The organism is Actinomyces johnsonii (assembly GCF_006546835.1).
GTDB lineage: Bacteria > Actinomycetota > Actinomycetes > Actinomycetales > Actinomycetaceae > Actinomyces > Actinomyces johnsonii.
In genome coordinates this window covers 178875-203930 of the sequence record NZ_VICB01000005.1, presented here as the reverse complement: position 1 = coordinate 203930, position 25056 = coordinate 178875, and the positions used below count along the sequence as shown (strand labels likewise).

Annotated in this window: 23 protein-coding genes; 8 read left to right on the top strand and 15 right to left on the bottom strand. The window is 67.6% G+C overall.

Annotated features, from left to right (window positions below; all coding sequences use genetic code 11):
• The first annotated feature begins 7 nt into the window (after positions 1-7).
• From FK256_RS05660 to FK256_RS05650, 3 genes are read left to right on the top strand one after another with little or no spacing between them, the layout of a single operon-like run.
• Positions 8-922 (top strand): metal ABC transporter ATP-binding protein, encoded by a 915-nt coding sequence (locus FK256_RS05660; RefSeq protein WP_141424012.1) that lies wholly within the window; start codon positions 8-10, stop codon positions 920-922.
• Complete coding sequence (locus FK256_RS05655; RefSeq protein ID WP_009233901.1) at positions 919-1809, top strand: metal ABC transporter permease; 891 nt, start codon at positions 919-921, stop codon at positions 1807-1809. The genes FK256_RS05660 and FK256_RS05655 overlap by 4 nt, the downstream gene beginning before the upstream one ends.
• Complete coding sequence (locus FK256_RS05650; RefSeq protein WP_009233902.1) at positions 1806-2225, top strand: Fur family transcriptional regulator; 420 nt, start codon at positions 1806-1808, stop codon at positions 2223-2225. Before FK256_RS05655 ends, FK256_RS05650 begins: the two co-directional genes overlap by 4 nt.
• A gap of 65 nt (positions 2226-2290) precedes the next feature.
• Here FK256_RS05650 and uppS read toward each other — a convergent pair whose 3' ends face one another.
• The 3 genes from uppS to leuA are packed head-to-tail and all read right to left on the bottom strand — an operon-like array spanning position 2291 to position 5713.
• On the bottom strand, positions 2291-3112 hold the full coding sequence (gene uppS, locus FK256_RS05645) for a polyprenyl diphosphate synthase (protein WP_244936179.1): 822 nt from the start codon (positions 3110-3112) through the stop codon (positions 2291-2293).
• A gap of 47 nt (positions 3113-3159) precedes the next feature.
• On the bottom strand, positions 3160-3909 hold the full coding sequence (gene recO, locus FK256_RS05640) for a DNA repair protein RecO (RefSeq protein ID WP_141424010.1): 750 nt from the start codon (positions 3907-3909) through the stop codon (positions 3160-3162).
• A 22-nt stretch (positions 3910-3931) separates the two neighbouring features.
• Positions 3932-5713, bottom strand: coding sequence for a 2-isopropylmalate synthase (gene leuA, locus FK256_RS05635; RefSeq protein WP_141424009.1), 1782 nt, complete (start codon positions 5711-5713; stop codon positions 3932-3934).
• 396 nt (positions 5714-6109) lie between these two features.
• On the opposite strand from leuA, the gene FK256_RS05630 reads away from it, so the two are divergent.
• The 3 genes from FK256_RS05630 to FK256_RS05620 are packed head-to-tail and all read left to right on the top strand — an operon-like array spanning position 6110 to position 8021.
• Complete coding sequence (locus FK256_RS05630; RefSeq protein ID WP_141424008.1) at positions 6110-6961, top strand: ABC transporter ATP-binding protein; 852 nt, start codon at positions 6110-6112, stop codon at positions 6959-6961.
• Positions 6958-7794, top strand: coding sequence for an ABC transporter permease (locus tag FK256_RS05625; RefSeq protein ID WP_141424007.1), 837 nt, complete (start codon positions 6958-6960; stop codon positions 7792-7794). Before FK256_RS05630 ends, FK256_RS05625 begins: the two co-directional genes overlap by 4 nt.
• 2 nt (positions 7795-7796) lie before the next feature.
• Positions 7797-8021: a helix-turn-helix transcriptional regulator gene (locus FK256_RS05620; protein ID WP_009233909.1), complete on the top strand. Its 225-nt coding sequence runs from the start codon at positions 7797-7799 to the stop codon at positions 8019-8021.
• A gap of 23 nt (positions 8022-8044) precedes the next feature.
• Here FK256_RS05620 and FK256_RS05615 read toward each other — a convergent pair whose 3' ends face one another.
• Positions 8045-8794, bottom strand: coding sequence for a TetR/AcrR family transcriptional regulator (locus FK256_RS05615; protein ID WP_141424006.1), 750 nt, complete (start codon positions 8792-8794; stop codon positions 8045-8047).
• A 114-nt stretch (positions 8795-8908) separates the two neighbouring features.
• Between FK256_RS05615 and FK256_RS05610 the strand changes: the two genes are divergently transcribed.
• Positions 8909-10345 (top strand): MFS transporter, encoded by a 1437-nt coding sequence (locus tag FK256_RS05610; protein WP_141424005.1) that lies wholly within the window; start codon positions 8909-8911, stop codon positions 10343-10345.
• Between the two features lie 136 nt (positions 10346-10481).
• Here FK256_RS05610 and FK256_RS05605 read toward each other — a convergent pair whose 3' ends face one another.
• The 5 genes from FK256_RS05605 to FK256_RS05585 all read right to left on the bottom strand — a co-directional run bounded on the left by FK256_RS05605 (position 10482) and on the right by FK256_RS05585 (position 18529).
• Positions 10482-14066, bottom strand: a complete 3585-nt coding sequence (locus FK256_RS05605) for a proline dehydrogenase family protein (protein ID WP_141424004.1) — start codon at positions 14064-14066, stop codon at positions 10482-10484.
• Between the two features lie 218 nt (positions 14067-14284).
• The gene (gene era / locus FK256_RS05600) at positions 14285-15577 is read right to left on the bottom strand and encodes a GTPase Era (RefSeq protein ID WP_141424003.1); all 1293 of its coding nucleotides are present in this window, start codon (positions 15575-15577) and stop codon (positions 14285-14287) included.
• Entirely contained in the window at positions 15570-16856 is a 1287-nt protein-coding gene (locus tag FK256_RS05595) for a hemolysin family protein (RefSeq protein ID WP_141424002.1), read from the bottom strand. Before FK256_RS05595 ends, era begins: the two co-directional genes overlap by 8 nt.
• A 7-nt stretch (positions 16857-16863) precedes the next feature.
• The gene (ybeY, locus tag FK256_RS05590; RefSeq protein ID WP_021607846.1) at positions 16864-17322 is read right to left on the bottom strand and encodes an rRNA maturation RNase YbeY; all 459 of its coding nucleotides are present in this window, start codon (positions 17320-17322) and stop codon (positions 16864-16866) included.
• Positions 17312-18529, bottom strand: a complete 1218-nt coding sequence (locus tag FK256_RS05585) for a PhoH family protein (protein WP_211343527.1) — start codon at positions 18527-18529, stop codon at positions 17312-17314. The genes ybeY and FK256_RS05585 overlap by 11 nt, the downstream gene beginning before the upstream one ends.
• Before the next feature lie 146 nt (positions 18530-18675).
• Here FK256_RS05585 and FK256_RS05580 point away from each other — a divergent pair, with 146 nt between their 5' ends.
• On the top strand, positions 18676-20241 hold the full coding sequence (locus FK256_RS05580; RefSeq protein WP_141424001.1) for a pentapeptide repeat-containing protein: 1566 nt from the start codon (positions 18676-18678) through the stop codon (positions 20239-20241).
• Between the two features lie 672 nt (positions 20242-20913).
• On the opposite strand, the gene FK256_RS05575 is transcribed toward FK256_RS05580, so the two are convergent.
• From FK256_RS05575 to FK256_RS05550, 6 genes are all read right to left on the bottom strand, one after another.
• Positions 20914-21786, bottom strand: a complete 873-nt coding sequence (locus FK256_RS05575) for an EamA family transporter (protein ID WP_141424000.1) — start codon at positions 21784-21786, stop codon at positions 20914-20916.
• Positions 21787-21873: 87 nt separating this feature from the next.
• A complete protein-coding gene (locus tag FK256_RS05570) occupies positions 21874-22620 on the bottom strand; it encodes an ABC transporter permease (protein ID WP_141423999.1) in 747 nt (248 codons plus the stop codon).
• Positions 22620-23453: an ABC transporter ATP-binding protein gene (locus FK256_RS05565; RefSeq protein WP_244936177.1), complete on the bottom strand. Its 834-nt coding sequence runs from the start codon at positions 23451-23453 to the stop codon at positions 22620-22622. The genes FK256_RS05570 and FK256_RS05565 overlap by 1 nt, the downstream gene beginning before the upstream one ends.
• A 209-nt stretch (positions 23454-23662) precedes the next feature.
• Positions 23663-24280: a TetR/AcrR family transcriptional regulator gene (locus FK256_RS05560; protein ID WP_141423997.1), complete on the bottom strand. Its 618-nt coding sequence runs from the start codon at positions 24278-24280 to the stop codon at positions 23663-23665.
• Positions 24281-24427: 147 nt separating this feature from the next.
• Positions 24428-24772 (bottom strand): type II toxin-antitoxin system PemK/MazF family toxin, encoded by a 345-nt coding sequence (locus FK256_RS05555; protein ID WP_231681138.1) that lies wholly within the window; start codon positions 24770-24772, stop codon positions 24428-24430.
• Positions 24763-24987 (bottom strand): hypothetical protein, encoded by a 225-nt coding sequence (locus FK256_RS05550; RefSeq protein WP_021605979.1) that lies wholly within the window; start codon positions 24985-24987, stop codon positions 24763-24765. Before FK256_RS05550 ends, FK256_RS05555 begins: the two co-directional genes overlap by 10 nt.
• Positions 24988-25056: the final 69 nt, after the last annotated feature.

The window sequence follows — 25056 nt, the reverse complement described above, 5'->3', positions numbered from 1 at the left end:
CTTAGGTATGACCTCCTCATCTCCTTCAGCAGCATCATCTCCGACGACGCCGTCCGGCTCGCCCCGGGCGGCGTCGTCCGCGCTCACCATCGTGGTGCGGGACCTCAGTGTCGTCCTGGGCGCCTCCCTCATCCTGGACGACGTGAGCCTTGCGGTGGGCGGCGGCGAGTCCGTGGCACTGCTGGGTGCCAACGGCTCGGGCAAATCCACACTCGTCAAAGCCATTCTGGGGCTGGTGCCCACGGCCAGCGGCCATATCGAGGTGCTGGGCACCCCCATCAGCCGGCGCCGCAGGGTCTCCTGGGAGCGCATCGGCTACGTCCCCCAGCGGATCGGTGCGGGCTCGGGCGTCCCGGCCACCGCTCTGGAGGTGGTGCGCTCCGGGCTCCTGGGGCCGCGCCGCCCCTGGGCGGACCGCGGCAGGACCGCCAAGCGGCGGGCGATGGCAGCGCTCGATGCCGTCGGGCTGGCCCACCGGGCCGGCGACCACGTCCAGGTCTTCTCCGGCGGGCAGGCCCAGCGGGTCCTCATCGCCCGGGCCCTGGTGCGCTCCCCCGAGCTGCTCATCCTCGATGAGCCCCTGGCCGGGATCGACCGCGCCAGCCGCGAGTCCCTGGCCGAGATCCTGCTGGGGCTGCGCGAGCGGGGACTGACCCTGGTGACGGTCCTGCACGAGATGGGCGAGCTGGCCGACGTCGTCCAGCGGGCGATCATGCTTCAGGACGGACGCCTCGTCGCCGACGGGCCGGCCGCCGAGGTGGCCCGCCTGCGCGACGGCAGGACCGGCGCCTCCATCAGAGGCGATGGTGACCACTGGGACCACCACCCGGATGCCGGCGGTCCCCCGGCGCACCACGCCCCCGTCCTCGACCACCGGCTGCCCAACGCGCGGCCCCGCACCGGCAGGAGCACCCGACCATGATCGAGTTCATCTCCGACATGCTCGCCAGCCCCCTCATGCAGCGGGCCTTCATCGTCGCGGTGCTCGTGGGACTGGCCGCGCCGGTGGTGGGCACCTACCTAGTTCAGCGAGGCCTGGCACTGCTGGGCGACGGGATCGGACACATCGCCTTAACCGGTATCGCCCTGGGCTGGCTGGCGGGGGCCGCCGCCAACGTCACGCCCCACGACGCCTGGGCCGTGCCCGGGGCGATCATCATCAGCGTGCTGGGCGCCGTGACGATCGAAGTCATCCGCGCCGGCGGCCGCACCCGCGGCGACGTCGCCCTGGCGATCCTGTTCTACGGGGGCATCGCCGGTGGCGTCATCCTCATCCGCCTGGCCGGGGGCACGACGACCAATCTCAACTCCTACCTGTTCGGCTCGATCTCCACGGTCTCGGTCTCGGATGCCTGGTTCACCATCGCCCTGGCGACCCTGGTGCTCCTGGTGGGGCTGGGGCTACGCGGGCCGTTGTTCGCCCTGTGCAACGATGAGGAGTTCGCCCGCGCCTGCGGCCTGCCCACCGGCGCCCTCAACGTGCTGGTGGCGGTGGTCGCGGCGCTGACGGTCTCGGTGTCCATGCGGGTGGTGGGCGCCCTGCTGGTCTCGGCCGTCATGATCGTGCCGGTGGCCATCGCCCAGCTCGTCTCGCACTCGTTCTCGCGCACCATGTACCTGGCGATGGGGCTGGGGGTGGTGGCCTGTGTGTCCGGGTTGACGATCACCTACCTGGTTGCGGCCTCCCCCGGCGCCATGATCGTGATACTCCTGGTAGGGGGGTACGCCGTCGTCGCCCTCTTCTCCGGCCTGTGGCAGCTCATCGGCCGCTCCCGACGGCACCGCATCACCTCAGGAGGTAGCTCATGAGCGCACGCAACACGGCGCAGCGACCCCGTGCCACGCGCCAGCGCGCCGCCGTCGCCGATATCCTGGCGCGCACCGACGAGTTCCGCTCGGCCCAGCAGATCCACTCCGCCTTGGAGGCGGAGGGCACCAAAGTGGGGCTGGCCACCGTCTACCGCAACCTGCAGACCCTAGCGGAGACCGGCGCCGTGGATCAGGTGCGCAGCGCCGAGGGAGAAGTCCTCTACCGGGCCTGCGAGAAGCAGGAGCACCATCACCACATCGTGTGCCGCCGCTGCGGGCACACCGTGGAGGTCGCCGGCGGCGAGCTGGAGGAGTGGATCCGGCGGGTCTCGGCCCAGCAGGGCTTCACCCAGATGGAGCACACCGCGGAGTTCTTCGGCCTGTGCACCAGCTGCTCGGCCCGGGAAACCGCCTGAGACGCTTCGCAGGACTGAGCCTGGGGCAGCCGGTGAGGCGGTCTCGCCGGGCCGTTACTGCTCCGTTACTGCTCGTCGTCCTGCGGATCCCCGGTGCCGCCGGGCTCCTCGTGCAGCACCTTGTCCACGGCTCCGCCGTAGCGGCGCTCGCGCCCGGCGTAGGTCTCGCAGGCCCTCCACAGCTCGGTGCGGTTGAAGTCGGGCCAGGGCAGGGGCGAGAAGTAGAGCTCGGCGTAGGAGGAGGACCACATGAGGAAGTTGGAGGTGCGCTGCTCGTCTCCGGTGCGGATGAATAGGTCCACGTCCCGCATGGTGGGCGAGTACAGGTAGCGCTGGATGGTCTTCTCGTTGATGGAGCCGGCCTTGAGACGGCCCGCGGCGACGTCCTCGGCAATGGCGCGAGTGGCGTCGGCGATTTCGGCGCGTCCGCCGTAGTTGATGCACAGGTTGAGGACCAGTCCCGTGTTGTGGGAGGTGAGGCGCTCAGCCTCGCGCAGCTCGTGCAGCACGGACTTCCACAGGCGCGGGGTGCGCCCAACCCAGCGCACCTTGACGTTCCAGGAGTGGAGGATGTCGCGCTGGGCGCGCAGGACCTTGCGGGCAAAGCCCATGATGAAGCGGACCTCGCCGGGTGAGCGCCGCCAGTTCTCGGTGGAGAAGGCGTAGGCGCTCAGCTCGCTCACGCCGATCTCGACGGCGCCGGCGACGACGTCGAGCAGGTTGGCCTCCCCCACCCGGTGCCCCTCGGTGCGGGGCAGGCCGCGGGCGTTGGCCCAGCGCCCATTGCCGTCCATGACGACGGCGACGTGCTGGGGCAGGGAGGTCGGCGACAGCACCGGCGGGGTCAGGCCCGGGCGGTGCAGGGGCGGGGCCTCCTCAATCGTCATGTCCCGAGTCGCACCTGCGGCCGCATCTCTCGTACCGTCTGTCATGGTTATGCCCTTTCCACCAGTGCGAGGGAGCGCAGGCGCCGCTCCAGGTACCAGGTCGTGTAGGCCGAGACGAGGCCGGAGGCCTGCGAGCGCTCGCGCCGGCCGGAGGCGTCGGCTACGGCCCAGTCGCCGGAGAGCAGGGCGCCCAGGAGCACCATCGTGGCCGGCTCGACCTCGACGGCGCCGGCCGAGCGACAGGACTCGCACACCGCGCCGCCGACCTGCACGTGGAAGGCCCGGTGCGGTCCGGGCGCGCCGCACCGGGCGCAGTCGTAGCACGAGGGCGCCCAGCCGCCCAGGGCCAGGGCGCGCAGCAGGTAGGAGTCCAGGATGAGTCCGGGCGCGTGCCGCCGGTGCGACATGGCGGCCAGGGCCCCGGCCAGCAGCAGGTACTGCTGGGGGCTGGCCTCGGTGCCGAGGTCCCCGTCGTCGGCGCTGAGGCGCTCGGCGGTCTCCACCATGGTCGAGGCGCAGGTGAACATGGCGTAGTCGGCGCAGATGGGCCGGCCGAAGGGGTCGATGATCTCGGCCTGGGTGACGACGTCGAGGTTGCGTCCGGCGTGGAGCTGGACGTCGATCATGGAGAAGGGCTCCAGGCGTGCACCGAAGCGGGAGCCGGTGCGGCGCACGCCCTTGGCGACGGCGCGCACCTGCCCGTGGTGGCGGGTGAGCAGCACGATGATGCGGTCGGCCTCGCCCAGCTTGTAGGTGCGCAGGACGATCGCCTCGTCCCGGTACAGCCTGCTCATCACGGAGGCAGTCTCTCACGCCCCCTCAGCGCAGGGCGCGATTGAGGGCGGAGATGACGGCCTTGAAGGAGGAGGTCGTGATGGAGGGGTCGATGCCCACGCCCCACAGGATCTGGCCGTCGATCTCGCACTCGACGTAGCTGGCGGCCTTCGCGTCGCGGCCCTCGCTCAGGGCGTGCTCGACGTAGTCCAGGATCCGCACGCTCAGGCCCGTGCTCTCTAGAGCGGTGACGAAGGCGTCCAGGGGGCCGTTGCCGGCGGCGGCCAGGTGCTTCTCCTGGCCGTCGTCGACGAGGGTGATGGTGAGGGTGGAGTCCTGGTCGTCGCCGGTGGAGGTCAGGGTGGCCCCCCGCAGCTCGAAGCGGCCCCAACGGCTGAGCTCGACCTCAGGGGCGGCCGCGGCCGGCAGGTACTCGTCGGCGAAGATCGACCACAGGCGGGCGCCGTCGACCTCGCCGCCGTAGGTGTCGGTGTGGCGCTGGACGATGCGGGAGAACTCGATCTGGAGGCGGCGCGGCAGCTCGAGCTTGCGGGTGGTGCCCAGCAGGTAGGCGACCCCGCCCTTGCCGGACTGGGAGTTGACGCGCACGACCGCCTCGTAGGAGCGGCCCACATCGTGGGGGTCGATGGGCAGGTAGGGCATGGACCACGGCACGGCGGTCTCGGCGTCGGCACTGGGGAGTCCCTCGGCCTTCTTGGCGTCGACCTGCTTGGCGCGCGCGGCGAAACCCTTCTTGATGGCGTCCTGGTGGGAGCCGGAGAAGGAGGTGTAGACGAGCTCGCCGGCGTAGGGGGTGCGCGGGGGCACGTCCATGCCGGTGGCCCGCTCGACGATGCGGCGGACCTCGTCGATGTCTGACAGGTCGAGCATGGGGTCGACGCCCTGGCTGAAGAGGTTGAGGGCCAGGGTCACCAGGTCCACGTTGCCGGTGCGCTCGCCGTGGCCGAACAGGCAGCCCTCGACGCGCTCGGCGCCGGCCATGAGGCCGAACTCGGCGGCGGCCACGCCCGAGCCGCGGTCGTTGTGGTTGTGCAGGGACAGGCACACGGACTCGCGGTGGGGCAGGTGGCGGCTCATCCACTCGATCTGGTCGGCGTAGATGTTGGGGGTGGCACGCTCGACGGTGGCGGGCAGGTTGAGGATGATCTCGCGGTCCCCCTCGGGCTCCCAGGCGTCCATGACGGCCCGGCAGACCTCGAGGCTGTACTCCAGCTCGGTGTCCACGAAGATCTCCGGGGAGTACTCGAAGCCGAAGATCGTGTCCTCATCCAGGACCTTCTCGGCGCGGGCCATGATCTGGCGGGTGCCGTCGACGGCGAGCTCGCGGATCTGGTCGCGGTCCATACGGAAGACGACGTTGCGGAACAGGGGCGACAGGGCGTTGTAGAGGTGGACGGTGGCCCGCGGGATGCCGATGCAGGCGTCCAGGGTGCGGTCGATGAGCTCGCCGCGCGACTGGGTGAGCACGGAGATGGTGACGTCTTCGGGGATCGCGCCGTCGTCCACCAGGGAGCGCACGAAGTCGAAGTCGGTCTGGGAGGCGGCGGGGAAGCCGATCTCGATCTCCTTGAAGCCCATGTTCACCAGGAGATCGAAGATGGCGCGCTTGGCCTGGGGGCCCATGGGCTCGATGAGGGACTGGTTGCCGTCGCGCAGGTCGGTGCTCAGCCAGCGGGGGGCCTGGGTGATGCGCTTGTCCGGCCAGGTGCGGTCGGGCAGGTCGATGCTGACGATGTCGAGGAAGGGCCGGTACTTGGCAAACGGCATACCGGAGGGCTGCTGGGGGGCGGGGCGGGCGTTACGCATCGGGGGTTCTCCTGGATTCAGGTGCTTCGTGGTTCCGACGACGGTTCCGGCGAGAGCCCGTGAGGACTCCGGGGAAGCAAAGGGGAACGGTCGGGAACGTGGCCGAGCAGGACGAGTCAGCCGCGGTCGGGGTGCCGGCCTGTCAGGCCCCGCCGCGGCGACTAAGCAGGAGGCTTGCCCGCTGCCAGGCCTGAGGCCGTGGAGTCGCTCGCACGACGTAGACCCTACCCCGATGACGCCCCGTCGTCAGGTAAGGCGACCACGCGGGACCGCAGTATGAGACAAACTCCGAGGCGATCAACCACGCAGCACGTTCCTCGATCTACCGAACACCAACACCATAATGTAGTATGTCTACTACATTCAGTTGCTGTTCTACTGAGGAAGGTTTGTGCGATGCCTCCAGTCATCACGACGGAGAACCTCGAGTTCTCCTACGGGGACGCCCCGGTCCTGCGTGGCATCGACCTGTCGGTCGAGGTCGGCGAGGTGGTCTGCCTGCTCGGCCCCAACGGCGTGGGCAAGACGACCCTCGTGGAGAACCTGCTGGGTTCGCTGACGCCGACGAGCGGCTGGGTCCGTGTGCTCGGCACCGATCCGCGCCGGGCGGGCGCCGACTTCTGGGCGCGGGTCGGGCTGGTGCAGCAGAGTTGGACCGACCATGCCAAGTGGCGGGTGAGGGATCAGCTGGAGTGGATCCGCTCGGTCCAACTGACGGCGACGAACCGGGTGAGCGGCGTCGAGGAGGTGCTCGACGCCGTCGGGCTCAGCGAGAAGGCCAACTCCCGACTTTCTCGGCTCTCCGGCGGGCAGCGACGCACCATCGACTTCGCGGCCGCCCTCATAGCCGCGCCCGAGCTCCTCGTCCTGGATGAGCCGACCACGGGCCTGGACCCAGCCTCGAAGGCGCGTCTGCACGATCTCATCCTGGCCCGGGTCGACGACGACGCCACCATCGTCATGACCACCCACGACCTGGCCGAGGCCGAGCACCTGGCCTCACGCGTGCTCATCATGAACGAGGGGCGGATCATCGCCGACGGCACGGTCACGGCGCTGCGCGAGCGCCTCGACCGCGGCGCCGAGGTCACCTGGATCCAGGACGGCGCCCACCACGTCCACACCACCCACTGCCCCGAACGCTTCGTCAAGGAGCTCGACCTCGACGCCATCACCGGGCTGACCATCACCCGCCCCACCCTGGAAGAGACCTACCTCTCCCTCGTCAGTGAGGAGACCCACGCATGACCGCCCACACCATCCAAGCCGTCCTGCGCGCGGCCTGTCGCCAGGCCGCCGCGGACCTGCGAGCGGGCCTTGTCGGAACGAGCATCGCGCTGCTGGCATCCGTGAGCGCCATCGTGCTGGCCAGCAGGAGCACCCAGGCGACCGCCGAGGCCCACGCGACCTTCGGCCCCATGTTCCTCGCCAGCAGCATCGGCACGATCAGCTGCTTCATCACCTTCCAGATCGCCAGCGAGACCTACTCCGACCGCATCGGCGGCGCCCTGCTGCGGGTGCGCATTCTCCCCCACGGCCCACTGACGTGGGCGATCGGTAAGACGATGTCCTCGATCACTCAGACCGTCGCGTTCCAGGGAGCCATTCTTCTCGGCGGGGCTCTGTTCGTCGAAGCCCTGCCTCTGAGCCCGCCCCAGGTACTGGCCTGTCTGCCGCTCATGGTGCTGTCAGCCGTTGCGACGGCCCCACTGGGCTTCCTCGTGGGCACCTTCGTCCGCGGCGTCTACAGCTTCATGGTCTCCTACCTGCCCATCTTCGCCCTCGTCGGAACGAGCGGTTTCTTCATGCCCATGGACCGACTCCCCTTCTGGGTACAGGCGGTTCAGCTGGCGCTGCCCACGTACTGGTCGGGGCACCTGACGCGGTGGGCGCTGGTGGGCGATCCCTCGTGGGAGGTGGGGCGAGCCTTCTCCCCGGCGCTCGCCGTCGGGGTCCTGGCGGCCTGGACAGTTCTCGGCTTCGCAGGGGCCTCGTTCGTCGTGCGGCACAGCTTCCGCAAGGAGACGATCGGTACTCTGGCGCGCATGCAGTCCACCATCCGTTCCCAGACCGGCCTGTGACGATGTCCGACGACGTCGTCCACAACCGGATCGCGGTCCTGCGCGCCGACCGCCGGGTGAGCCGCCGCGGGCTCGCCGAGGCACTCGGCGTCCACTACCAGACGGTGGGCTACCTCGAGCGCGGCGAGTATGCGCCCTCGCTGCACCTGGCCCTGCGCATCGCCCGCTACTTCGACGTGCCCGTGGAGTCGGTTTTCTCCCTTGAGGAGTTCCCCCGACTGACGTGAGGCACCGCCCCCACCCTCACGCTCTACCCCGCGGACCGGCCGTTACCTGAGGTGCTATCGGCCTCGATTCCAGCGATGATCCGATCGAGGCCGTAGTCGAGCTCGTACCCCTGCCCATCATCGAGAGCTCCGGCCTTGAGCACCTGCGCCATGGTGGCCAGGCCGTCGGCTTCGAGGCGGGTCAGGAGCCAGTTCGCGGATGCACCGCGGCGCGCATCGTGCACCGCGGTCGCCAGAGAGCGCTTCAGCGCGGCGACGGTGCGCACATGTCCGTCGATAAGCAGCGCAGCATTGAGCCGCTCCTGCAGATCGAGCCCCGCACCGGCGAGCACCCGAAGGACTACTTCCATCCATCGCAGACGATGCGGCCCGGTTGGCATGCCGTGGACCGGGGCGTCCAGGAGCCAGGGGTGCGCGTCATAGCGGGCGTAGACGGCCAGCGCCCAGCGGCGCAGTCCGCCCGACCAGTCCTCAGAAAGATCCGAAAGGGCCGGAGGCGGTCCGAAGGCGACATCGACCATGGCGGCGATGACCTCGTCCCGGGAGCTGATGTGCCGATACGCCGCCATCGTGCTCACGCCCAGACGCTGGGCGAGCTTGCGCACCGACACGCCTTCCAGACCTTCATCGTCCGCGAGCGCGACACCCGCACGGACGATCTTGCCGATGTCCAGCCCTTTGCCCCCCTCCCGTTCTTCCGCCGCTTCGGATGCATTGACTTCCCAGAGCCACCGCACCCACTTGGGCGGGGCGTCCGGATCGGTGTGCGCCACTTTCCCTCCTCGTCCACTGGGGATCGGATTGCTCCGACCACAACACATGCGTACAGTGTACTCATGATCAACGTGTACGGCGTACATATTTCAGAGTCATGAGAGGACAACAGCATGAAGAACGAGGAAAGCTCCCCGGACCGAGGCGCCACAAGGTCACGCGCCGTCGCCACTACCGTGCTCATGGTGGCCACGTTCATGGATCTGATGGACTCGACGATCACCAACGTCGCACTGCCCACGATCGGCAAGGACCTCCATGCGACACCGGAACAGCTGGAGTGGACTCTCGCCGGTTACGTCATCGCGTTCGCGACGCTGCTTCTCACGGGCGGACGGCTGGGCGATATCTTCGGGCACCGGCGCATCTTCGTGATCGGGATCGTGGGATTCACCCTCGCCTCCCTCGGGGCGGCGCTGTCGCAGACAGGCGACCTGCTCGTCGCGGCCCGCGTGCTCCAGGGCGGGTTCGCCGGGATCATGGTGCCCCAGGTGCTCTCCAGCGTGCAGGTGATGTTCGCGCCGGAGGAGCGCGCCCCCGTCCTGGGCATCATTGGAGCGCTGAGCTCGCTGGGGGCCATCGGGGGACTGATCCTCGGCGGCTGGCTCGTCACGGCCGACCTTCTTGGTATGGGCTGGCGCAGCATCTTCCTCGTCAACGTGCCGGTCGGAGTCGTGCTTGTCGCTGCGGCGCTCCTGTTCGTACCGAGGAGTCGTTCGGAACATCCGCTCAAGCCCGATCTGGTCGGGGTGCTGCTGGGCGGTCTCGGCGTCTTCCTGGTCGTCTTCCCGCTCACCGACGGCCGCGCCGCGGGGTGGGCATGGTGGATCTGGGCCATGCTGACAGCGGCTCCCCTCGTCATCGCCGCATTCGCGTGGCAGCAGAGGCGCATGCTCAAGGCTCACGGATCCCCGCTGCTGCCGCTCCCACTGTTTCGCGATCGAGGCTTTGCGAGCGGACAACTGGTGCAGGTGCTCTCGTCGATCGGCAACGGCGGGTACGTGCTCATCCTGCTGTACTACGTTCAGAGCGCACTCGGCTTCACCGCATTGGCGGCAGGGCTCACGCTTCTGCCTTTCGCACTGGGCTCCATGGTGGCCACGCCCTTGGCGATCCTCGCCACGAGGCGGATCGGCAAGTGGGCCGTGTTGCTCGGCGGGCTAGTGCAAGCAGCTGCGCTGACCTGGGTCTTGTGGACGATCTGGACCGCCGGAGCGTCCCTGACGGGCTGGGACCTCACCGCCCCGCTGGCGCTGACGGGAGCCGGGCTGATGACCCTCATCATGCCGCTGACGAGTATCACGCTTGAGTCGGTGCCCACCCAGGACGCCGGAGCGGCATCCGGCACCCTGACCACCTTCGGTCAGATCGGTATGGTGCTCGGAGTCGCTCTTGCCGGGGCAGTGTTCTTCGGAATCCTTCAGGACACGGCCGACGCCCGCGACGCCGTCACAACCGCTCTGCGGGTGCCTATCGTGGCATACGGACTCGCCGGCATCGCCTCGGTGACGATGCCCGATCCAGCCAAGGCGTTACCGCAGGACGCCTGAGTCCTGTCTCCGTCCCGTCCCCCCTGATCCCTTGCGATATGGAAGCCGTGTGGAGCCCTCCCCGGAACGGGGAGGGCACCACACGGTGACCGGCTCTACCACTCGGTCCCGATCCGGCGCCGCGGCGCCGGCCGGCCTACAGGAGGCCTTCGGCCAGGTCGAGAGGGGTGCCGAAGCGGTGGTTGGTGATGGCCACCGCCTGCTCGCGCAGGAAGGGCAGCAGCTCGGAGTGCGGGCAGGCCGTCACGGCGCCCGTGTACAGGGCGATATCGGGGCTCCCACCGGTGATCCGGCTGGCGTGGCTCCAGCGGGCGGCTGAGGTCTGCTCACGCGGACCTATGACGCGCACGCGCGTACCCAGTCCGCCGGAGGCGGACAGCTCGGCCAGGCGGGCGTCCCAGGCACCCTGATCCTCGACCGCCACCTGGACGCCTGCGGCCAGCAGCGCGTTCTGCAACGGCTGGGGCAACCGGTCCGCAACCGACAGGCTGATGAAGCCGCTGGCGCGCACCCCGGCCGCCATGACGCGTACGAGGTCGGCCAGGGCGGTTCCCTGCCCGGCGCGCACGACGACGTCGACTGCCCGGTAGCGCAGGATGTTTCGTTCGCAGGCCAGGCCCGTCACGTCGCGGTTGGCGCCGTAACCGGCTCTCCAGGCGGAGGCGTCGGCCACCATGGCGCGGCGCAGCTCAGCCAGATCGGCGGCGTCCAGCTGACCGCTGACGGCGTCGCAGAGGCTGGCCACACGCGGGTCGAGGGCAGAGGTCCCCTGGTCGCCCGGGCCACCGGGCTCCCCCTTGTCCTTGCCGCGGGCGGGCTCGACCTCCCCCAGCCCCAGCAGGTAGGAGGGGCCGCCCGCCTTGGTGGTGGAGCCGATGGCCGAGCGCTTCCAGCCGCCGAAGGGCTGGCGGCGCACGATCGCCCCGGTGATCCCGCGGTTGACGTAGAGGTTGCCGGCCTGGACTCCCTCGAGCCAGATCGCCAGCTCGGTGGCGTCCAAGGTCTGCAGCCCGGAGGTGAGCCCGTAGTCGACGGCATTGACCGCCTCGATGGCCTCCTGAAGCGTGTCCACGCGCATGACGCCGATGACGGGGGCGAAGTACTCGGTGAGGTGGAACTCGCTGCCGGGCACGACCCCGGCCCGAATGCCGGGCGTCCATAGCCCGTCCCCCAGGTAGCGGGGCTTGAGGACCCAGTGCTCGCCCGATCCCAGGGTGGTCAGGCCGCGCACGGCCTTCTCGTCGTCGGGCACGACGACGGGCCCCATCTGGGAGTCCAGGGACAGCGGCAGGCGCACCCGCAGGGAGGCGGTGGCGTCCACGAGCTGGCGGGCGATGCGCTCGGAGGTGCTGGCCGAGGAGACCAGGACCAGCAGGGAGGAGGCCGAGCACTTCTGACCGGCGTGGGCGAAGGCCGAGTAGACGGCGTCGCGCACGGCGATATCGGGGTCGGCCGAGGGGGTGACGATGATGGCGTTCTTGCCGCTGGTCTCCCCCAGCAGGTGCATATCCGGCTTCCAGGAGCGGAAGAGGCGGGCGGTGTCGTAGGAGCCGGTGAGAACCACGCGGTCGACATCCTTGTGGGTCACCAGGTGGCGCGAGACGTCGCCGTCCTCCAGCGGGGCGAGCACCACGAGGTCCTCGGGGATCCCGGCGTCATGGAAAGCGCTCACGAGCTCGGCCGCGCAGCGCCTCGCGGGCGGGGCGGGCTTGAGGATGACGGCGCTGCCTGCCGCCAGGGCCGCGGCCACGCCCCCGGTGGGGATGGCCAGCGGGAAGTTCCAAGGGGAGGCCACCACGGTGACGTCCACCGGGGCGAAGCGCGCCCCGACCATGTGCTCGCTATCGTGCAGGAGCAAAGAGGACTCGGCGTAGTGGTGACAGAAGTCGATGGCCTCGCTGACCTCCGGGTCGGACTGGTCGATGGTCTTGCCGGCCTCGGAGCCGGCGACCTCGATGAGCTCGGCGCGCCGGGCGGCCAGGACGTCGCCGACCCGGTGCAGGGCCGCGGCCCGCTCGGCCGGGTCCAGGGACTGCCAGACGCCGGCAGCCTCGGCCGTGGCGGCCACGAGGGTGTCCACCGCGGCGTTCGTGGCCAGGCGGGCGGCTCCGGCCTCCACCTCGGCCATGCCCCGCGTGGAGTCCGGGATAGCGGCGGCGATGTCCCGGGCCCACTGGCGGTTGGCGGCCAGGGCGGGGTCGGAGTCCGGCTCGGAGACGAAGCGGCGGTGTGCGCGCTCCTCCAGGGTGCCGGTTTCCTCGGGCACGCCGGCCTCCCGCTCGGCCAGGCGGTCCTGGCGGCGGTTGGGCTCGGGCACCGGGGCGTCCGGGTCGAGATCGGCCAGGGCGGCCAGGAAGCGGTCGCGCTCGCGGTCGAAGACCGCCTCGTCAGCGGCCAGGTCGAAGACGCCGGACATGAAGTTCTCGGGTGCTGCGTTTTCCTCCAGGCGGCGCACCAGGTAGGAGATGGCGACGTCGAACTCGTGGGGGTCGACGACGGGCACGTAGAGCAGCAGGTGGCCGGTGTCGCGGCGCACGACCTCTTGCAGACCGGTGGCCATCCCGGAGAGCATCTCGAACTCGACGCTGTCCTCGACACCGCGCGCGGCGCGCAGCTCGTAGGCGAAGGCGATGTCGAACAGGTTCTGGCCTGCCACCCCCAGGCGGATCGCGCGGGTGCGCTCGGGCGTCATCGCCCAGGAGAGCATGCGCTTGTAGTTGGTGTCGGTGGCCTGTTTGGAGGGCCAGGTGGTCAGCTCCCAGCCGTGGATCTCTGCGTCGACCTTCTCCATAGACAAGTTGGCGCCCTTGACAACGCGGACCTTGATGCGCGAACCGCCCGCGGCCACGCGCCGGGAGGCCCACTCCTGGAGGCGCTGCATGGCACCCAGGGAGTCGGGCAGGTAGGCCTGCAGGACGATGCCGGCCTCGTAGCCGCGCATGTCCTCCTGGTCGAGGATCGCGGTGAACACGGCGATCGTCAGGTCCAGGTCCTTGTAGTCCTCCATGTCCAGGTTGAGGAAGGTGCCATGGTCGCGGGCCAGGCGGTAGAGGGGCAGGAAGGCCTGGACACCGTGGGCGACAACCTCCTCGAAGCCCCATGGATTGTGCGGTCCGGTGACGGCGGAGACCTTGACCGAGACGTAGTCGACGTCGTCGCGGGTCACCAGGCGGGAGACCTCGGCCAGGCGGCGGGCGGCCTCCTTCTCCCCCAGGACGGCTTCGCCCAGGAGGTTGACGTTGAGGCGGTTGCCGCCCTTGCGCAGGCGGGCGAGCGCCGGGCCCAGTCTCTTGTCGGTAGCGTCGACGACGAGGTCGCCGACGATCTCCCGGAAGACCCTCCGAGCGATGGCCGTGACCGTGCGCGGGGCGAGGCGGGAGGCCGTCGACCCCATGCCCATGGCCCCGGCCAGGGCGGGAGGCAGGAAGTCTGTGCGGCCTGCGGACAGGCGCTTGAGGGCGTCGCCGGCGACGTCGAGATCCGTCGGGCGCACGACGTCGTCGACAAAGCGGGTGGTGAAGGTCAGGCCGTCGGGGTCGGCGAGGATACGGGACAGGAGCTTGGCCGAGCGGGGTGTGGGCTCGGAGGCCGACTCGTCAGCCCATCGGCGCGCTCGGGCGACGGCCTTCTCCCCGAGTTGCCACAGGTCATCGGGGCAGCGGCGCCTTTCAGTGGGCGCGTCAGTGCGTTGGGGCGGGCTGGGAACGGCGGTGTTCGGCATGCGTGGGCCTCCAGACTCGGATCGGTATCAGACACTCATAGTGTGCGGTACAACACCCTTTGTGCGCGACCGATTCGCAACACGAGCCGCTGGCATTCCGCAAGACACTTAAGTCCTAAGCAAGCGTTAGACGGGTCCTATGGCGGTCCGTCGTCGCCCACGGTGTTCCCGCAGGAGCGGCGGCGGGTCTCGGCCTCCCCTGTGGGAAACCGGGAATCCTAGAACCCGAGGCGGGCCAGGGCCTTGGGGTCGGACTGCCAGTCCTTGGCGGTGCGCACGTGCAGGTCGAGGTAGACCTTGCGGCCCAGCAGCTTCTCGATGCCCTTACGGGCGTTGACGCCCACCTCCTTGAGACGCCGGCCGCCCTTGCCGATGACGATGGCCTTCTGGGAGTCGCGCTCGACGACGAGGCTCACGCGCACCTGGAGGCGCCCGCCCACCCCCTTGATGCGGCCGACCTCGCGTTCATCGTCGGGGTCGGCGATCTCGTCGACGATGACGGCCAGGGAGTGGGGCAGTTCGTCGCGCACGCCCTCCAGGGCGGCCTCGCGCACGAGCTCGGCGATCATGACCTGCTGAGGTTCGTCGGTGATCTCGCCCGTGGGGTACAGCGGCGGGGACAGCGGCATGTGCCCCAGCAGGACCTCCTCCAGGACGTCGATCTGCTCGTCGCGCTTGGCCGAGACCGGGACGATGTCGGCCCACTCCCCCAGCTGGTCGACGGCCAGGAGCTGGGCGGCCAGGGCCTCTCGGGTAACGGTGTCGGCCTTGGTGACCACGGCGACCACGGGGGTGCGCAGTTCGGCGAGGTCGCGGGTGATGAAGCGGTCGCCCGGGCCGATCTTCTCGTTGGCGGGGATGCAGAAGACGACGACGTCGACGTCGGTGAGGGTCTCGCGCACCAGGTCGTTGAGGCGCTTGCCCAGCAGGGTGCGGGGTCGGTGGAGGCCGGGGGTGTCGACCAGGACGATCTGCGCTTTCTCCTTGTGGATGACGCCGCGCACGTTGTGGCGGGTGGTCTGGGGGCGCCCGGAGGTGATGGCGATCTTGGTGCCGACCATGGCGTTGGTGAGGGTGGATTTGCCGGCGTTGGGGCGTCCCACGATGCAGGCGAAGCCGGCGCGGAAGTCCTCCGGGAAGTCGGGGACGACGATCTCGCCCCGGGTCGATTCGGCCGGGTCGAGCGCGGAGTCGGCGTCCTCGTCGTCCAGGATCGGGAAGCCGTCTGCGTCCAGCCGGGCGGCGACGTCGGAGTCGTCGGGCTCGCCCTCAGTCTCGTCTCCGGTCTCGTCCTCGTCGTCGACGTCGTCCTCGTCGGGATCAGTGAGGGGGTTGGGGCCGTCCATGAGCTCGGCATCCGTGGGGAAGCGGAAGCCGGCCGGGGCGGGGCCGGGCTCGGGCATCTCGAGGGGCTCGGCTAAGAGCGCCTCGGCGGCTTCCTCGGGCGCCTGGGGCTGGTCGTCGCGGGCTGCGGGGGCGGTGTGTTCGGTGCGATCGGCGGTGTCAGTCATCGGTGTCCTCTTCGGGGGCGGGTGTGCGGGAGGCGAGAATGGTGGCCACCTGGCGGCGGCGCCCGGCGGTCTCCTCGGCCAGGAGGTGGACGCCCTGGATGTCTCCGGCGGCGCCGGGCAGGGGGACGCGGCCGATGGCCTTGGTGAGCAGGCCGCCGGCGGTGTCGACGTCGTCGTCGTCGATCTCGAGGTCGAAGAGCTCGCCGAGCTCGTCCAGGGCGAGGCGGGCGGGGACACGGTAGGTGCCGGGGACGACCTCGACGACCTCGGGCAGCTCGGGGTCGTGCTCATCGGTGAGTTCGCCGACGACCTCCTCCAGGAGGTCCTCCATGGTGACGAGCCCGGCGGTGCCGCCGTACTCGTCGACGGCCAGGGCCATGTGGAAGCGGCCGGTCTGCATCTCGCGCAGGAGGTCGTCGGCGGGTTTCATCTCGGGGACGTACTCGGCCTCCCGGACGAATCCGGCCACGGCGAGGGCCTCGTGCTCGGGGTGGGCGGCCAGGCGGCGCAGGACGTCCTTGAGGTAGAGGATGCCGCGCACGTCGTCGGCGTCCTCCCCGATGACCGGCACGCGTGAGTAGCCGGAGCGGATGAATAGGCGCATGGCGGCGGAGGCGGGCTTGTGGGCGTCGATGGTGACCATGTCGGTGCGCGGGACCATGACCTCGCGCACGAGGGTCTGGCCGAGCTCGACGACCGAGCGCATCATCTCGCGGTCCTCGTCCTCGATGGTGTCGGTCTCGCCGATCTCGTCGATCATCTCGCGCAGGTCTTCGTTGACGGCCTCGCGGGTCTCGGCATCGGTGGGAGCGGACTCGGGGCGGCGGGTGCGCGAGAGGAGGCGGCGCTGCGGGACGGCCAGGACGTCGACCCAGGTGAGCAGGCCGCCCAAGGCAAGCAGGGTACCGGCGGGGTTGCGCCGGCCGTAGGTACGTGGGGAGAAGCCGACGACGACGCCCAGCAGGATGATGTTGGCCAGCAGGGCCAGGGCCAGGACCTGCCACCAGGCGCGCACGAGCCCGGAGGCGGCCAGGGTGATGAGGACGGCGGCGAGCATGTCGACGGCGACGCGGGCGACGCTGAGTGAGGCCAGGACCCGGGTGCGGTGCTCGGCGAGGTGGCGCACACGGGCGGCTCCGCGGCGGCCCTCCTCGACGAGGTCGTCGGCGGCGGCGCGGGTGAAGCGCAGGAGGGCGGACTCGCCGGCTGACAGGAGGGCACCCAGGGCCAGGACGATGACCGCGCAGGCGATGAGAGCGGCGGTGGGGATTCCGGTCACGCGGGTCTCACTTGCCGCGCTCGGCCAGGAAGGTCAGCAGGAGGCGGCGCTGGAGGTCGAACATCTCCTTCTTCTCCTCGGGCTCGGCGTGGTCGTAGCCCAGGAGGTGGAGGATGCCGTGGACGGTGAGCAGGAGCATCTCCTCGACGGCCGAGTGCCCGGCGGCCAGGGCCTGCTTGGCGGCGACCTGCGGGCACAGGACGATGTCGCCCAGGGTCCCGGCGGGGGTGGGCGAGTCGGCTGAGCCAGGGCGTAGCTCGTCCATGGGGAAGCTCATGACGTCGGTGGGGCCGGGCAGGTCGAGCCAGCGCACGTGGAGCTCTTCCATGGGCTCGGGGTCGATGAACATGATGTTGAGTTCGGCGGCGGGGCTGACGTGCATGGAGGTCAGGACGTGGTCGGCGAGGTCCGCGAACTCGGCGGCGTCGATGACGGTGGTGGTCTCGTTGATGACCTCAGTGGTCATGCGGGTTCCTCTCCGAGTAAGGCCGGGCGGGGCGGTTGCTGCTCCCCCGACGGTACTGGCTGTTGCGGCCGCTACGGCCAGGCGATCCGGCGGGTCGGGTGGCGGCGGCCTGGGCGGCGGACTCGGCGTCGTGGCGGGCGTAGGCCTCGATGATGCGGCCCACGAGGCGGTGGCGCACGACGTCGGCCGATCCGAGCTCGCAGAAGCTGATGCCCTCGACGCCGGCGAGGATCTTGCGCACGACGATGAGGCCGGACTCGCGTCCGCCGGGCAGGTCGACCTGGGAGATGTCTCCGGTGACGACCATGCGCGAGCCGAAGCCGAGGCGGGTGAGGAACATCTTCATCTGCTCGGGGCTGGTGTTCTGGGCCTCGTCGAGGATGACGAAGGCGTCGTTGAGGGTGCGTCCGCGCATGTAGGCCAGGGGCGCGACCTCGATGGTGCCGGCGGCCATGAGGCGGGGCAGGGCCTCGGGCTCGAGCATGTCGTGGAGGGCGTCGTAGAGGGGCCGCAGGTAGGGGTCGATCTTGTCGGTGAGGCTGCCGGGCAGGAAGCCGAGGTTCTCGCCGGCCTCGACGGCGGGGCGGGTCAGGATGATGCGCGAGACGCGCTTGCGGGCCAGGGCGTCGACGGCCTTGGCCATGGCGAGGTAGGTCTTGCCGGTTCCGGCCGGGCCGATACCGAAGGTGATCGTGGATTCCTCGATGGCGTCGGTGTAGGCCTTCTGGCCGAGGGACTTGGGGCGGATGGTGCGGCCGTGAGAGGTGAGGATGTCGTCGGTGAGGACCTCGGTGGGGCGAGCGGAGGTCTCCAGCAGGCCGACGGCGCGCTCAACGGCGTCCGCGGTCAGGGGCGTGCCGGTGCGGGCGACGTCGATGAGCTCGGAGAGCAGGACGACGACCGTGTCGACGCGGGCGGCGGGGCCGGAGACGGTGACGGCGGTGCCGCGCACGTGGATGTCGACGTCGGTGAAGCCCTTCTCGATGGCGCGCAGGACCTCGTCCCGGGCGCCCAGGAGGGTCACCGGAGCGACGTCCTCGGGCAGGGTAAGGGTGCGCGTGACGTCCGCCGGTTCGGCGGATGTGGGCTGGGCTGGAGCACCGAGCGGCCGGGACGTCAGCGTCGTAGAGGGAGCCGCGGATGTGCCAGAGACGGCAGGGTCCTGGCCGGCAAGCGGCTCGGTGGGCGTGGTGTAAGCGTCTGTCATCGTGCCCTGATTGTACTGGGTCAACCAACGCGACAGCCCATTGAGGCCATAAGGACTTAGTTGTCTGGTAGCCTCTATACACCACCTAATTCAGCACGACTTACCTATCAGTTTCCACCAACTCTACACAAAGCAGTCGCACACAGATGCCTCACAAACCCCACATACCACCCCAAGCAACACGAGAGGCAAAAATGACAAAAATTGAACATTTTCTGGAAAGATCGAAAAAATGGGTCGACTCACACCCTTATCTCACCGACACAATAATTATTGTAACGATCCCTACGGTCATACTTGCATCCATCTATTATTTTGGGCCGACCAGCGGATGGCGAGAGAGAAACGCATGGGTCGCGGCATCCTACTTCAGCACCCTCGCTACTGTCACATCCCTCCTCTCTTTAAGACACAAGAAGTCTTTGTTCCTAGCCATTGCGTTTTGGACCCTTCTAAGCATCGCCTGTTACACAGCACTGAGTTGGCTATGGGGAGGGCGGTTTCTTGCCGGCTGGACGAACGAAAAATCGCTAACCTTCAAAGAACTACTATCAACCACACTCGCAGCAGTCGGCGGAATTGGGGCAGTTGGATACCTTGTCATCAAGTATCGCGAACAAGCCAGCACTGAACGAGAAGAAGCCCGCCAGAACGAAGGGGCAGCCGACAAACAACTGACTGCTGCTGTCAAACAATTAGGATCCAAATCACCCCAGGTTCGCATAGCAGGAATCTATGCGCTGGCCGATGTTGCCGATACCTACGGAAGCGAAAAGCATGGAGTCAACTACGATAAACGCGTTGTCGAAATTCTATGCGGATACTTGCGAACTTATCGCTTAACAAACGGCGCACTAGATTACGCCACTGAATCAACAATTTGGGATGTAGTATCCAGCCACACGAGAACGCCTTACACAAGCAGCCCGGGCCGATGGTCTCCCCTTGATCTAGACATTCATAAAACTGTGCTCGTTGAAGAGGTTAAGTTAGGGGGAGCGCATATCAATTCAATTCATTTCCAAGGAACGACCCTAAAGTCAAGATGCAGCCTTACAGGTCTCTCTACCATAGGGGAGGCTGATTTTAATGGAGCTACATTTTCCGAGACCGCCGACTTCTCGTTCACTAAGTTGGGGTATGCAAACTTCAATAACGCTCACTTCGAGAGTTACGCCTATTTTTCGTCCTCAGAATTCAAAAGAGCCCCCTGGATGGAGCACCTACTTCGCAGCACCCACTTCGCAGAGGAGGCCGAATTTCGCGAAACCACCTTTTATTGCGACATAAGGTTCACAGGATCCGTTTTCGATAAACGAGTTAGTTTCGGCTGCTTATTTTGCACTCCAGGGGAATGTGAATCTCCCAACAATGATTCACATGGAGGAGCATCCTTTATTGGGGAGGCAGACTTCTCTAGCGTGAGATTTGTTGGAGCGGTAGACTTCTCTAATGTGACGTTTGCTGGAGCAGTAAATTTCTCTGGCGCAACGTTTAAGGGAGGAGCTAACTTTAATGGATCTGCATTTAACATAGATCTCAAGGATCAAGGGAAGATTTCGTTCCCTCAAGGTTTTGACTTGAGCGAAGAAGGTCTTCCTAAAGGGGCGAAATGGGCAAAGTTTGACAACAAAGGAAAACCTCTACCGCCCAACATAATACTAATACTACCGACACCTCCTACTGGCCCCCTCACTCAGGACGAGGACTGAAAAGATGCCGGCGACAAGCACGCTTAACTTGTTTATGAGGATCACCTCGCTGACCCGACTATTTTTGATAGGACAGCAATAACACAATCATGAATCACACGTCACACCCCCAATGGTCGGAAACAAACCGAGTTTTCAACTTGACACGGTACGACCTTCATGAGCCTTCCGGGTGACGGCAACCGTCATCGAAGCCACCATCAGAACGCCTACAGAACACATTGCCGTCTCTAGATTGGACTGCGCCCCCATAATACCAGTCTTGTCGAGGAGCGCAGAGAGCGCAGCGAAGATGACTGAACCGAGCACGCAACGCAGTCGGCCTCGTCATCATCTCACTACTGACACTAGCCAGCATGCCCGCCATGCGTCGGCGTTCTCGTCGACCGTATGAGGAGGCGCTCAGGCAAGCGGTTGCCCAAATCGCCGACTACGTCGATTCACTAAGTCAACGCTCACATCACTAAGTTGGGTCACTGAGTCACCAAGTCGAGTCACTAAGTCGGTTTGTCAAGGCGCCAAACTAGGCACTAGGACGCCGAACCGGAGCACTAAGTCACTAAGTCAGGGCACCAAGACGAAGCACTAAGAATCCAAGTGGAGACGCCAAGCACGAACGTCCTACTGAGTAGTCCAGGTGCGTCGGACACCATGCCGTCTGGTGAGCAGCGCTCAGGAGACCAGCATGGCAAGAGTCCCGCCGACGAGGAGCGCCAGACCGATGAGGTACCGCCTGCTGACGGCTTCGCGCAGGACGAGGGCGGAGAAGAGGACGGTGACCAGGACGCTCAGCTTGTCGATGGGGACGACCACGCTGGCCGGGCCGTCCTGAAGTGCCCGGTAGTAGCAGAGCCAGGAGGCACAGGTCGCAGCCCCGGAGGCCAGGACGAAGCCTAGTTCCCCACGCGGAACAGTACGGACCTCCCGGAGCTTGCCGGTGACGGCCACCATCACCCAGGCCATCACCAGGACCACCCCGGTGCGGATCGCGGTACCGAGGTTGGACTCCACTCCCCTAATGCCGGCCTTTCCGAGGATCGCGGTGAGCGCGGCGAAGAAGGCTGAGCCGAGTGCGTAGAGCAGCCAGCCCCCGCCGTCGCGCACGGCCCGGGGCAGGCCGCGCAGGTCATCGGCGTCGAGCATCAACAACGTCCCGACAGCGATCAGAGCCACTCCGAGCGCACCAATGAGGCTCACCCGCTCCCCCAGGAAGATGAGGGCCAGCAGCACTGTCAGCACTGTGCTCAGCTTGTCGATCGGCACCACTTTGCTGACGCTGCCGAGCTGGAGCGCCTTGAAGTAGCACAGCCAGGAGGCCCCGGTTGCCAGCCCCGAGAGCACCAGCAAGCCGGTGCTGCGGGCATCGAGGTGGGCCAGTTCGGCCTGCGAGCCGACGATGAACACCATGCCCCAGGCACCCGCCAGCACCACAATAGTGCGCAGCGCCGTCGCCACGGTCGAGTCCGTGGTGCGGATCCCCTCCTTGGCCAGGACGGCGGTGATGCCGGCAAAAAGCGCTGAGCCGCAGGCGAAGACAATCCACATAAGGCAACCCTAACCCCACCCGGTACCACCGCACGGCGGGCGCGACAGTCCTCACCCTCGCGCCCGCCGTTGCTGACCCCTCCCGGTTCAGCGGGTCTTGCGCGGCACGGTGGAGGCCGCCACTCCCAGCACCAACAGGCCGAAGCAGACCAGATAGGCCAGGTATCGGAAGAAATCGTCGGAGGGTTCGCTGGCCGTCGTGAGCTCGGTGACGGCGTCGACCGCCCAGCTCATGGGCAGGGCATCGCCGACCACCTCCAGGGCGCGCGGCAGCTGGTCGCGGCTGACCAGGAGCCCGCACAGGAACAGCTGGGGCGCGATGACCACCGGCATGAACTGGACGGCCTGGAACTCGGTGCGTGCGAAAGCCGAGACCAGCAGCCCCAAGGACACCCCGACGAAGGCGTCGACCAGGGCGGTGAGCACCACCCACCCCCAGGCGGCGGAGATGTCCACGTCCAGGCCCCAGGCGGCCACAGCGCACAGGATGAGGGACTGGATGACGGCGGTCAGCGCGAAGGCGGTGGCGTATCCGAACAGGAGGTCGGCCCGGTGGATCGGGGTGGTCCACAGCCGCTCCAGGGTGCCGCTCACGCGTTCGCGCAGCATGGCGACGCTGGTGACCAGGAACATGACCGTTGTCGGCAGGATCGCCATCATGGAGACGGCGATGTGGTTGAACAGCAGGTCCGCACCGGGGTAGTCGCGGTAGACGAAGTACAGCAGGGTCAGCAGCGCCGCCGGCACGATCGCGATGAGGCCGACCGTGCGCCGGTCGGCGCGCAGCTGGGTGAGGATGCGGCGGGTGGTGGCCAGGTAGGTGCGCAGACGCATCAGCGCTGCCCTCCTTTCTGCTCAGGCCGGCTCTCGGAGTCGGCGATGACGGCCAGGAAGGCGGCGTCGACGGTGTCCGCTCCGGTGCTGTCCAGGAGGTCCTTGGCCGTGGTGGTGGCCAGGATGCGGCCCTGGCGCATGAGGAGGACCTGATCGCAGCGGAAGGCCTCGTCCATGACGTGGCTGGAGACCAGGAGGGTGGCGCCGCGCTCGGCCAGGGCGTGGAAGGTGACCCACAACTCCTCGCGGGTGACCGGGTCCAGGCCGACGGTGGGTTCATCCATGACGAGCAGGTCGGGGTCGGCCACGAGCGCGCAGGCCAGGCTCACGCGCCCGGCCTCGCCACCGGAGTAGGTGGACACGGCCCGGTCCGCCAGGGCGGTGAGCCCGACAACGTCAAGGACCTCGTCCAGGTCGCGGGCCCGGCTGCCGGCCAGGGAGGCGAAGTAGCGCAGGTTTTGGCGGGCCGTCAGGTCGGTGTAGACGGCCTGGTCCTGGGTGACGTAGCCAACCCGACCGCGCACGGCGCCGGCGCCCGGTGCGTGCCCGAGGACCTCGACCTGTCCGCGGTAGCGCTGGACGCCGACGATGGTGCGCATGAGGGTGGTCTTGCCGCAGCCCGAGGGGCCGAGCAGGCCGGTGATGGTACCGGACTCCAGGTTCAGGTCCAGGCCGTGGAGGATCTCCTTGCGCCCGCGGTTCACGCGCAGGTCCTTCGCAGTGACGGCCAAAGACGTTGAGCCGGTTGCAGCTGCGGAGTTTGAGCCTGAGTCGTGCGATCGGCTGCTGACCCCCGACTCCCGGGGCGCGTCTCCTTCATCGCTTTTCATCATGTGATGAATATAGGTCGACAGCGACCCGCTGTCCAGAGCCTGGAGCTGGAAAACTGTCCGTATGGGACGACTTTGAACACCTCTTCAGCCAGGACAGTTCACATCTGTGCAGGTCAGAGTGGCTTAGCTTGGTTCCAAGCCGGAAACGCGGCTTCAAAGTCGTCCCATATGGACAAAACTCGGCTGGAGACCTCAACCGATCTCAGCGATCAGGCTGGATTGGCGACGTCCGGTAGGTCGTCGAAGGCGTAGCGCTGGATGGTGGGGGCCACGAGCGCAACAACGGCTTCAACATCGAGGCTGGCGATGTGGTCCATGCGGGCGACCCAGCGAGCCAGGCCGAGCCCGATGATCTGGCTGGCGATGAGCTGGGCGCGCAGCTGGGGGCGGTCGGGGCAGAAGTGGGTGACGATCGGAGAAAGAACCCCTGTGGCGATGAAGTCGCGGAAGGGCTCGACATCGCTCCCCTGGCCGAGCGCGGCATGGATGACTGCGGTGAAGCGGTCCGCACCCGCGTCATCCCACAGGCCGATGAAGGCACGCACGATCCCCTCCCCCAGCTGTTCGGGCTCGAGCTCAGTGATGGAGGCCGCCCGGTGCATGAGGTTGGCGTCGACCCCGGCGGTCGACTCGATGACGGCCTTGGCGAAGAGCGTGGCCCGGTCCGGGAAGTAGTGGTGGACCAGGGCCGGGTCAACGCCGGCGTCGCGCGCGATGCCACGCAGGGAGGTCTGGTAGCCGTCGCGGGCGAAGGCGGTGCGGGCCGCCGCCAGGATGGCCTCGCGCGTGTCCGGGCTCCCCGCTGGCCGCCGCCCCCTCGGGCTCATCGCTCACTCGTCTCGCTCATAGTCAGAGCATGCCCGTAAGCCGCGCCGTTGGGAAGCAGCCGCTCTACGCCTCCCATCCGCCGCGCGGCCCTCCGCACGCAGACGGGTGCCGCCAACTTCATTATTCCTGCGACCTCTCAGCGCGTGCTATCTGATGTAGTCGACCAGCCATTCGCGCACGTTCTGAAGGACGGACTCCTCCACGACTCCGATCTTCTTGGTGAGACGCTGACGTGAGATCGTGCGAACCTGTTCGGTCATGGCAAACGACCGCTGTTTCATTCCTGCTCCCGCATTGAGCTCCACGTGATTCGGCCAGCCCCGATCCTTCGTTGTCACAGGAACCACAACGACAAGCGTCGTCACCGTTCGATGGAATCGTTCATTCGACACAATGAGAACTGGGCGACGCCCGGATTGCTCTCGCCCGACAGCAGGATCGGGAAGTGCCCACCATGCCTCGCCCGCGTCAACCGAGGCATCTAGCTCCATGCTTCCGACTCCCACTCACGGAGCTCCTTGAGATAGGTCTCGTCCGGCGGATGAGCCTCCATTGCACGCCGCACCTCGGCGAAGCGCCGGTCACGTGCCGCCTCCTCAAGCAGCTCCTTGAGCGCGGCATCCATGGTCACCCCGCGCTCTGACGCCAGGGCCCGCAAGCCGTCCCTCGTGCTGCGCTCCACCTTGATCGTCGTCATGCTATTCATACTTACAGTATGTATGCCAGTCATACTCTTGTGAAGACGGCTTACTCCATTCCTTGGTCAGGACTCGAG

Bases quoted from the DNA above. Each gene is read 5' to 3' on its own strand.
- FK256_RS05660 (WP_141424012.1), top strand. From the start codon at position 8: ATGACCTCCTCATCTCCTTCAGCAGCATCATCTCCGACGACGCCGTCC.
- FK256_RS05655 (WP_009233901.1), top strand. From the start codon at position 919: ATGATCGAGTTCATCTCCGACATGCTCGCCAGCCCCCTCATGCAGCGG.
- FK256_RS05650 (WP_009233902.1), top strand. From the start codon at position 1,806: ATGAGCGCACGCAACACGGCGCAGCGACCCCGTGCCACGCGCCAGCGC.
- uppS (WP_244936179.1), bottom strand. From the start codon at position 3,112: ATGACGATTGAGGAGGCCCCGCCCCTGCACCGCCCGGGCCTGACCCCG.
- leuA (WP_141424009.1), bottom strand. From the start codon at position 5,713: ATGCGTAACGCCCGCCCCGCCCCCCAGCAGCCCTCCGGTATGCCGTTT.
- FK256_RS05630 (WP_141424008.1), top strand. From the start codon at position 6,110: ATGCCTCCAGTCATCACGACGGAGAACCTCGAGTTCTCCTACGGGGAC.
- FK256_RS05625 (WP_141424007.1), top strand. From the start codon at position 6,958: ATGACCGCCCACACCATCCAAGCCGTCCTGCGCGCGGCCTGTCGCCAG.
- FK256_RS05620 (WP_009233909.1), top strand. From the start codon at position 7,797: ATGTCCGACGACGTCGTCCACAACCGGATCGCGGTCCTGCGCGCCGAC.
- FK256_RS05610 (WP_141424005.1), top strand. From the start codon at position 8,909: ATGAAGAACGAGGAAAGCTCCCCGGACCGAGGCGCCACAAGGTCACGC.
- FK256_RS05605 (WP_141424004.1), bottom strand. From the start codon at position 14,066: ATGCCGAACACCGCCGTTCCCAGCCCGCCCCAACGCACTGACGCGCCC.
- era (WP_141424003.1), bottom strand. From the start codon at position 15,577: ATGACTGACACCGCCGATCGCACCGAACACACCGCCCCCGCAGCCCGC.
- ybeY (WP_021607846.1), bottom strand. From the start codon at position 17,322: ATGACCACTGAGGTCATCAACGAGACCACCACCGTCATCGACGCCGCC.
- FK256_RS05585 (WP_211343527.1), bottom strand. From the start codon at position 18,529: ATGACAGACGCTTACACCACGCCCACCGAGCCGCTTGCCGGCCAGGAC.
- FK256_RS05580 (WP_141424001.1), top strand. From the start codon at position 18,676: ATGCCTCACAAACCCCACATACCACCCCAAGCAACACGAGAGGCAAAA.
- FK256_RS05575 (WP_141424000.1), bottom strand. From the start codon at position 21,786: ATGTGGATTGTCTTCGCCTGCGGCTCAGCGCTTTTTGCCGGCATCACC.
- FK256_RS05570 (WP_141423999.1), bottom strand. From the start codon at position 22,620: ATGCGTCTGCGCACCTACCTGGCCACCACCCGCCGCATCCTCACCCAG.
- FK256_RS05565 (WP_244936177.1), bottom strand. From the start codon at position 23,453: ATGATGAAAAGCGATGAAGGAGACGCGCCCCGGGAGTCGGGGGTCAGC.
- FK256_RS05560 (WP_141423997.1), bottom strand. From the start codon at position 24,280: ATGAGCCCGAGGGGGCGGCGGCCAGCGGGGAGCCCGGACACGCGCGAG.
- FK256_RS05555 (WP_231681138.1), bottom strand. From the start codon at position 24,772: ATGGAGCTAGATGCCTCGGTTGACGCGGGCGAGGCATGGTGGGCACTT.
- FK256_RS05550 (WP_021605979.1), bottom strand. From the start codon at position 24,987: ATGAATAGCATGACGACGATCAAGGTGGAGCGCAGCACGAGGGACGGC.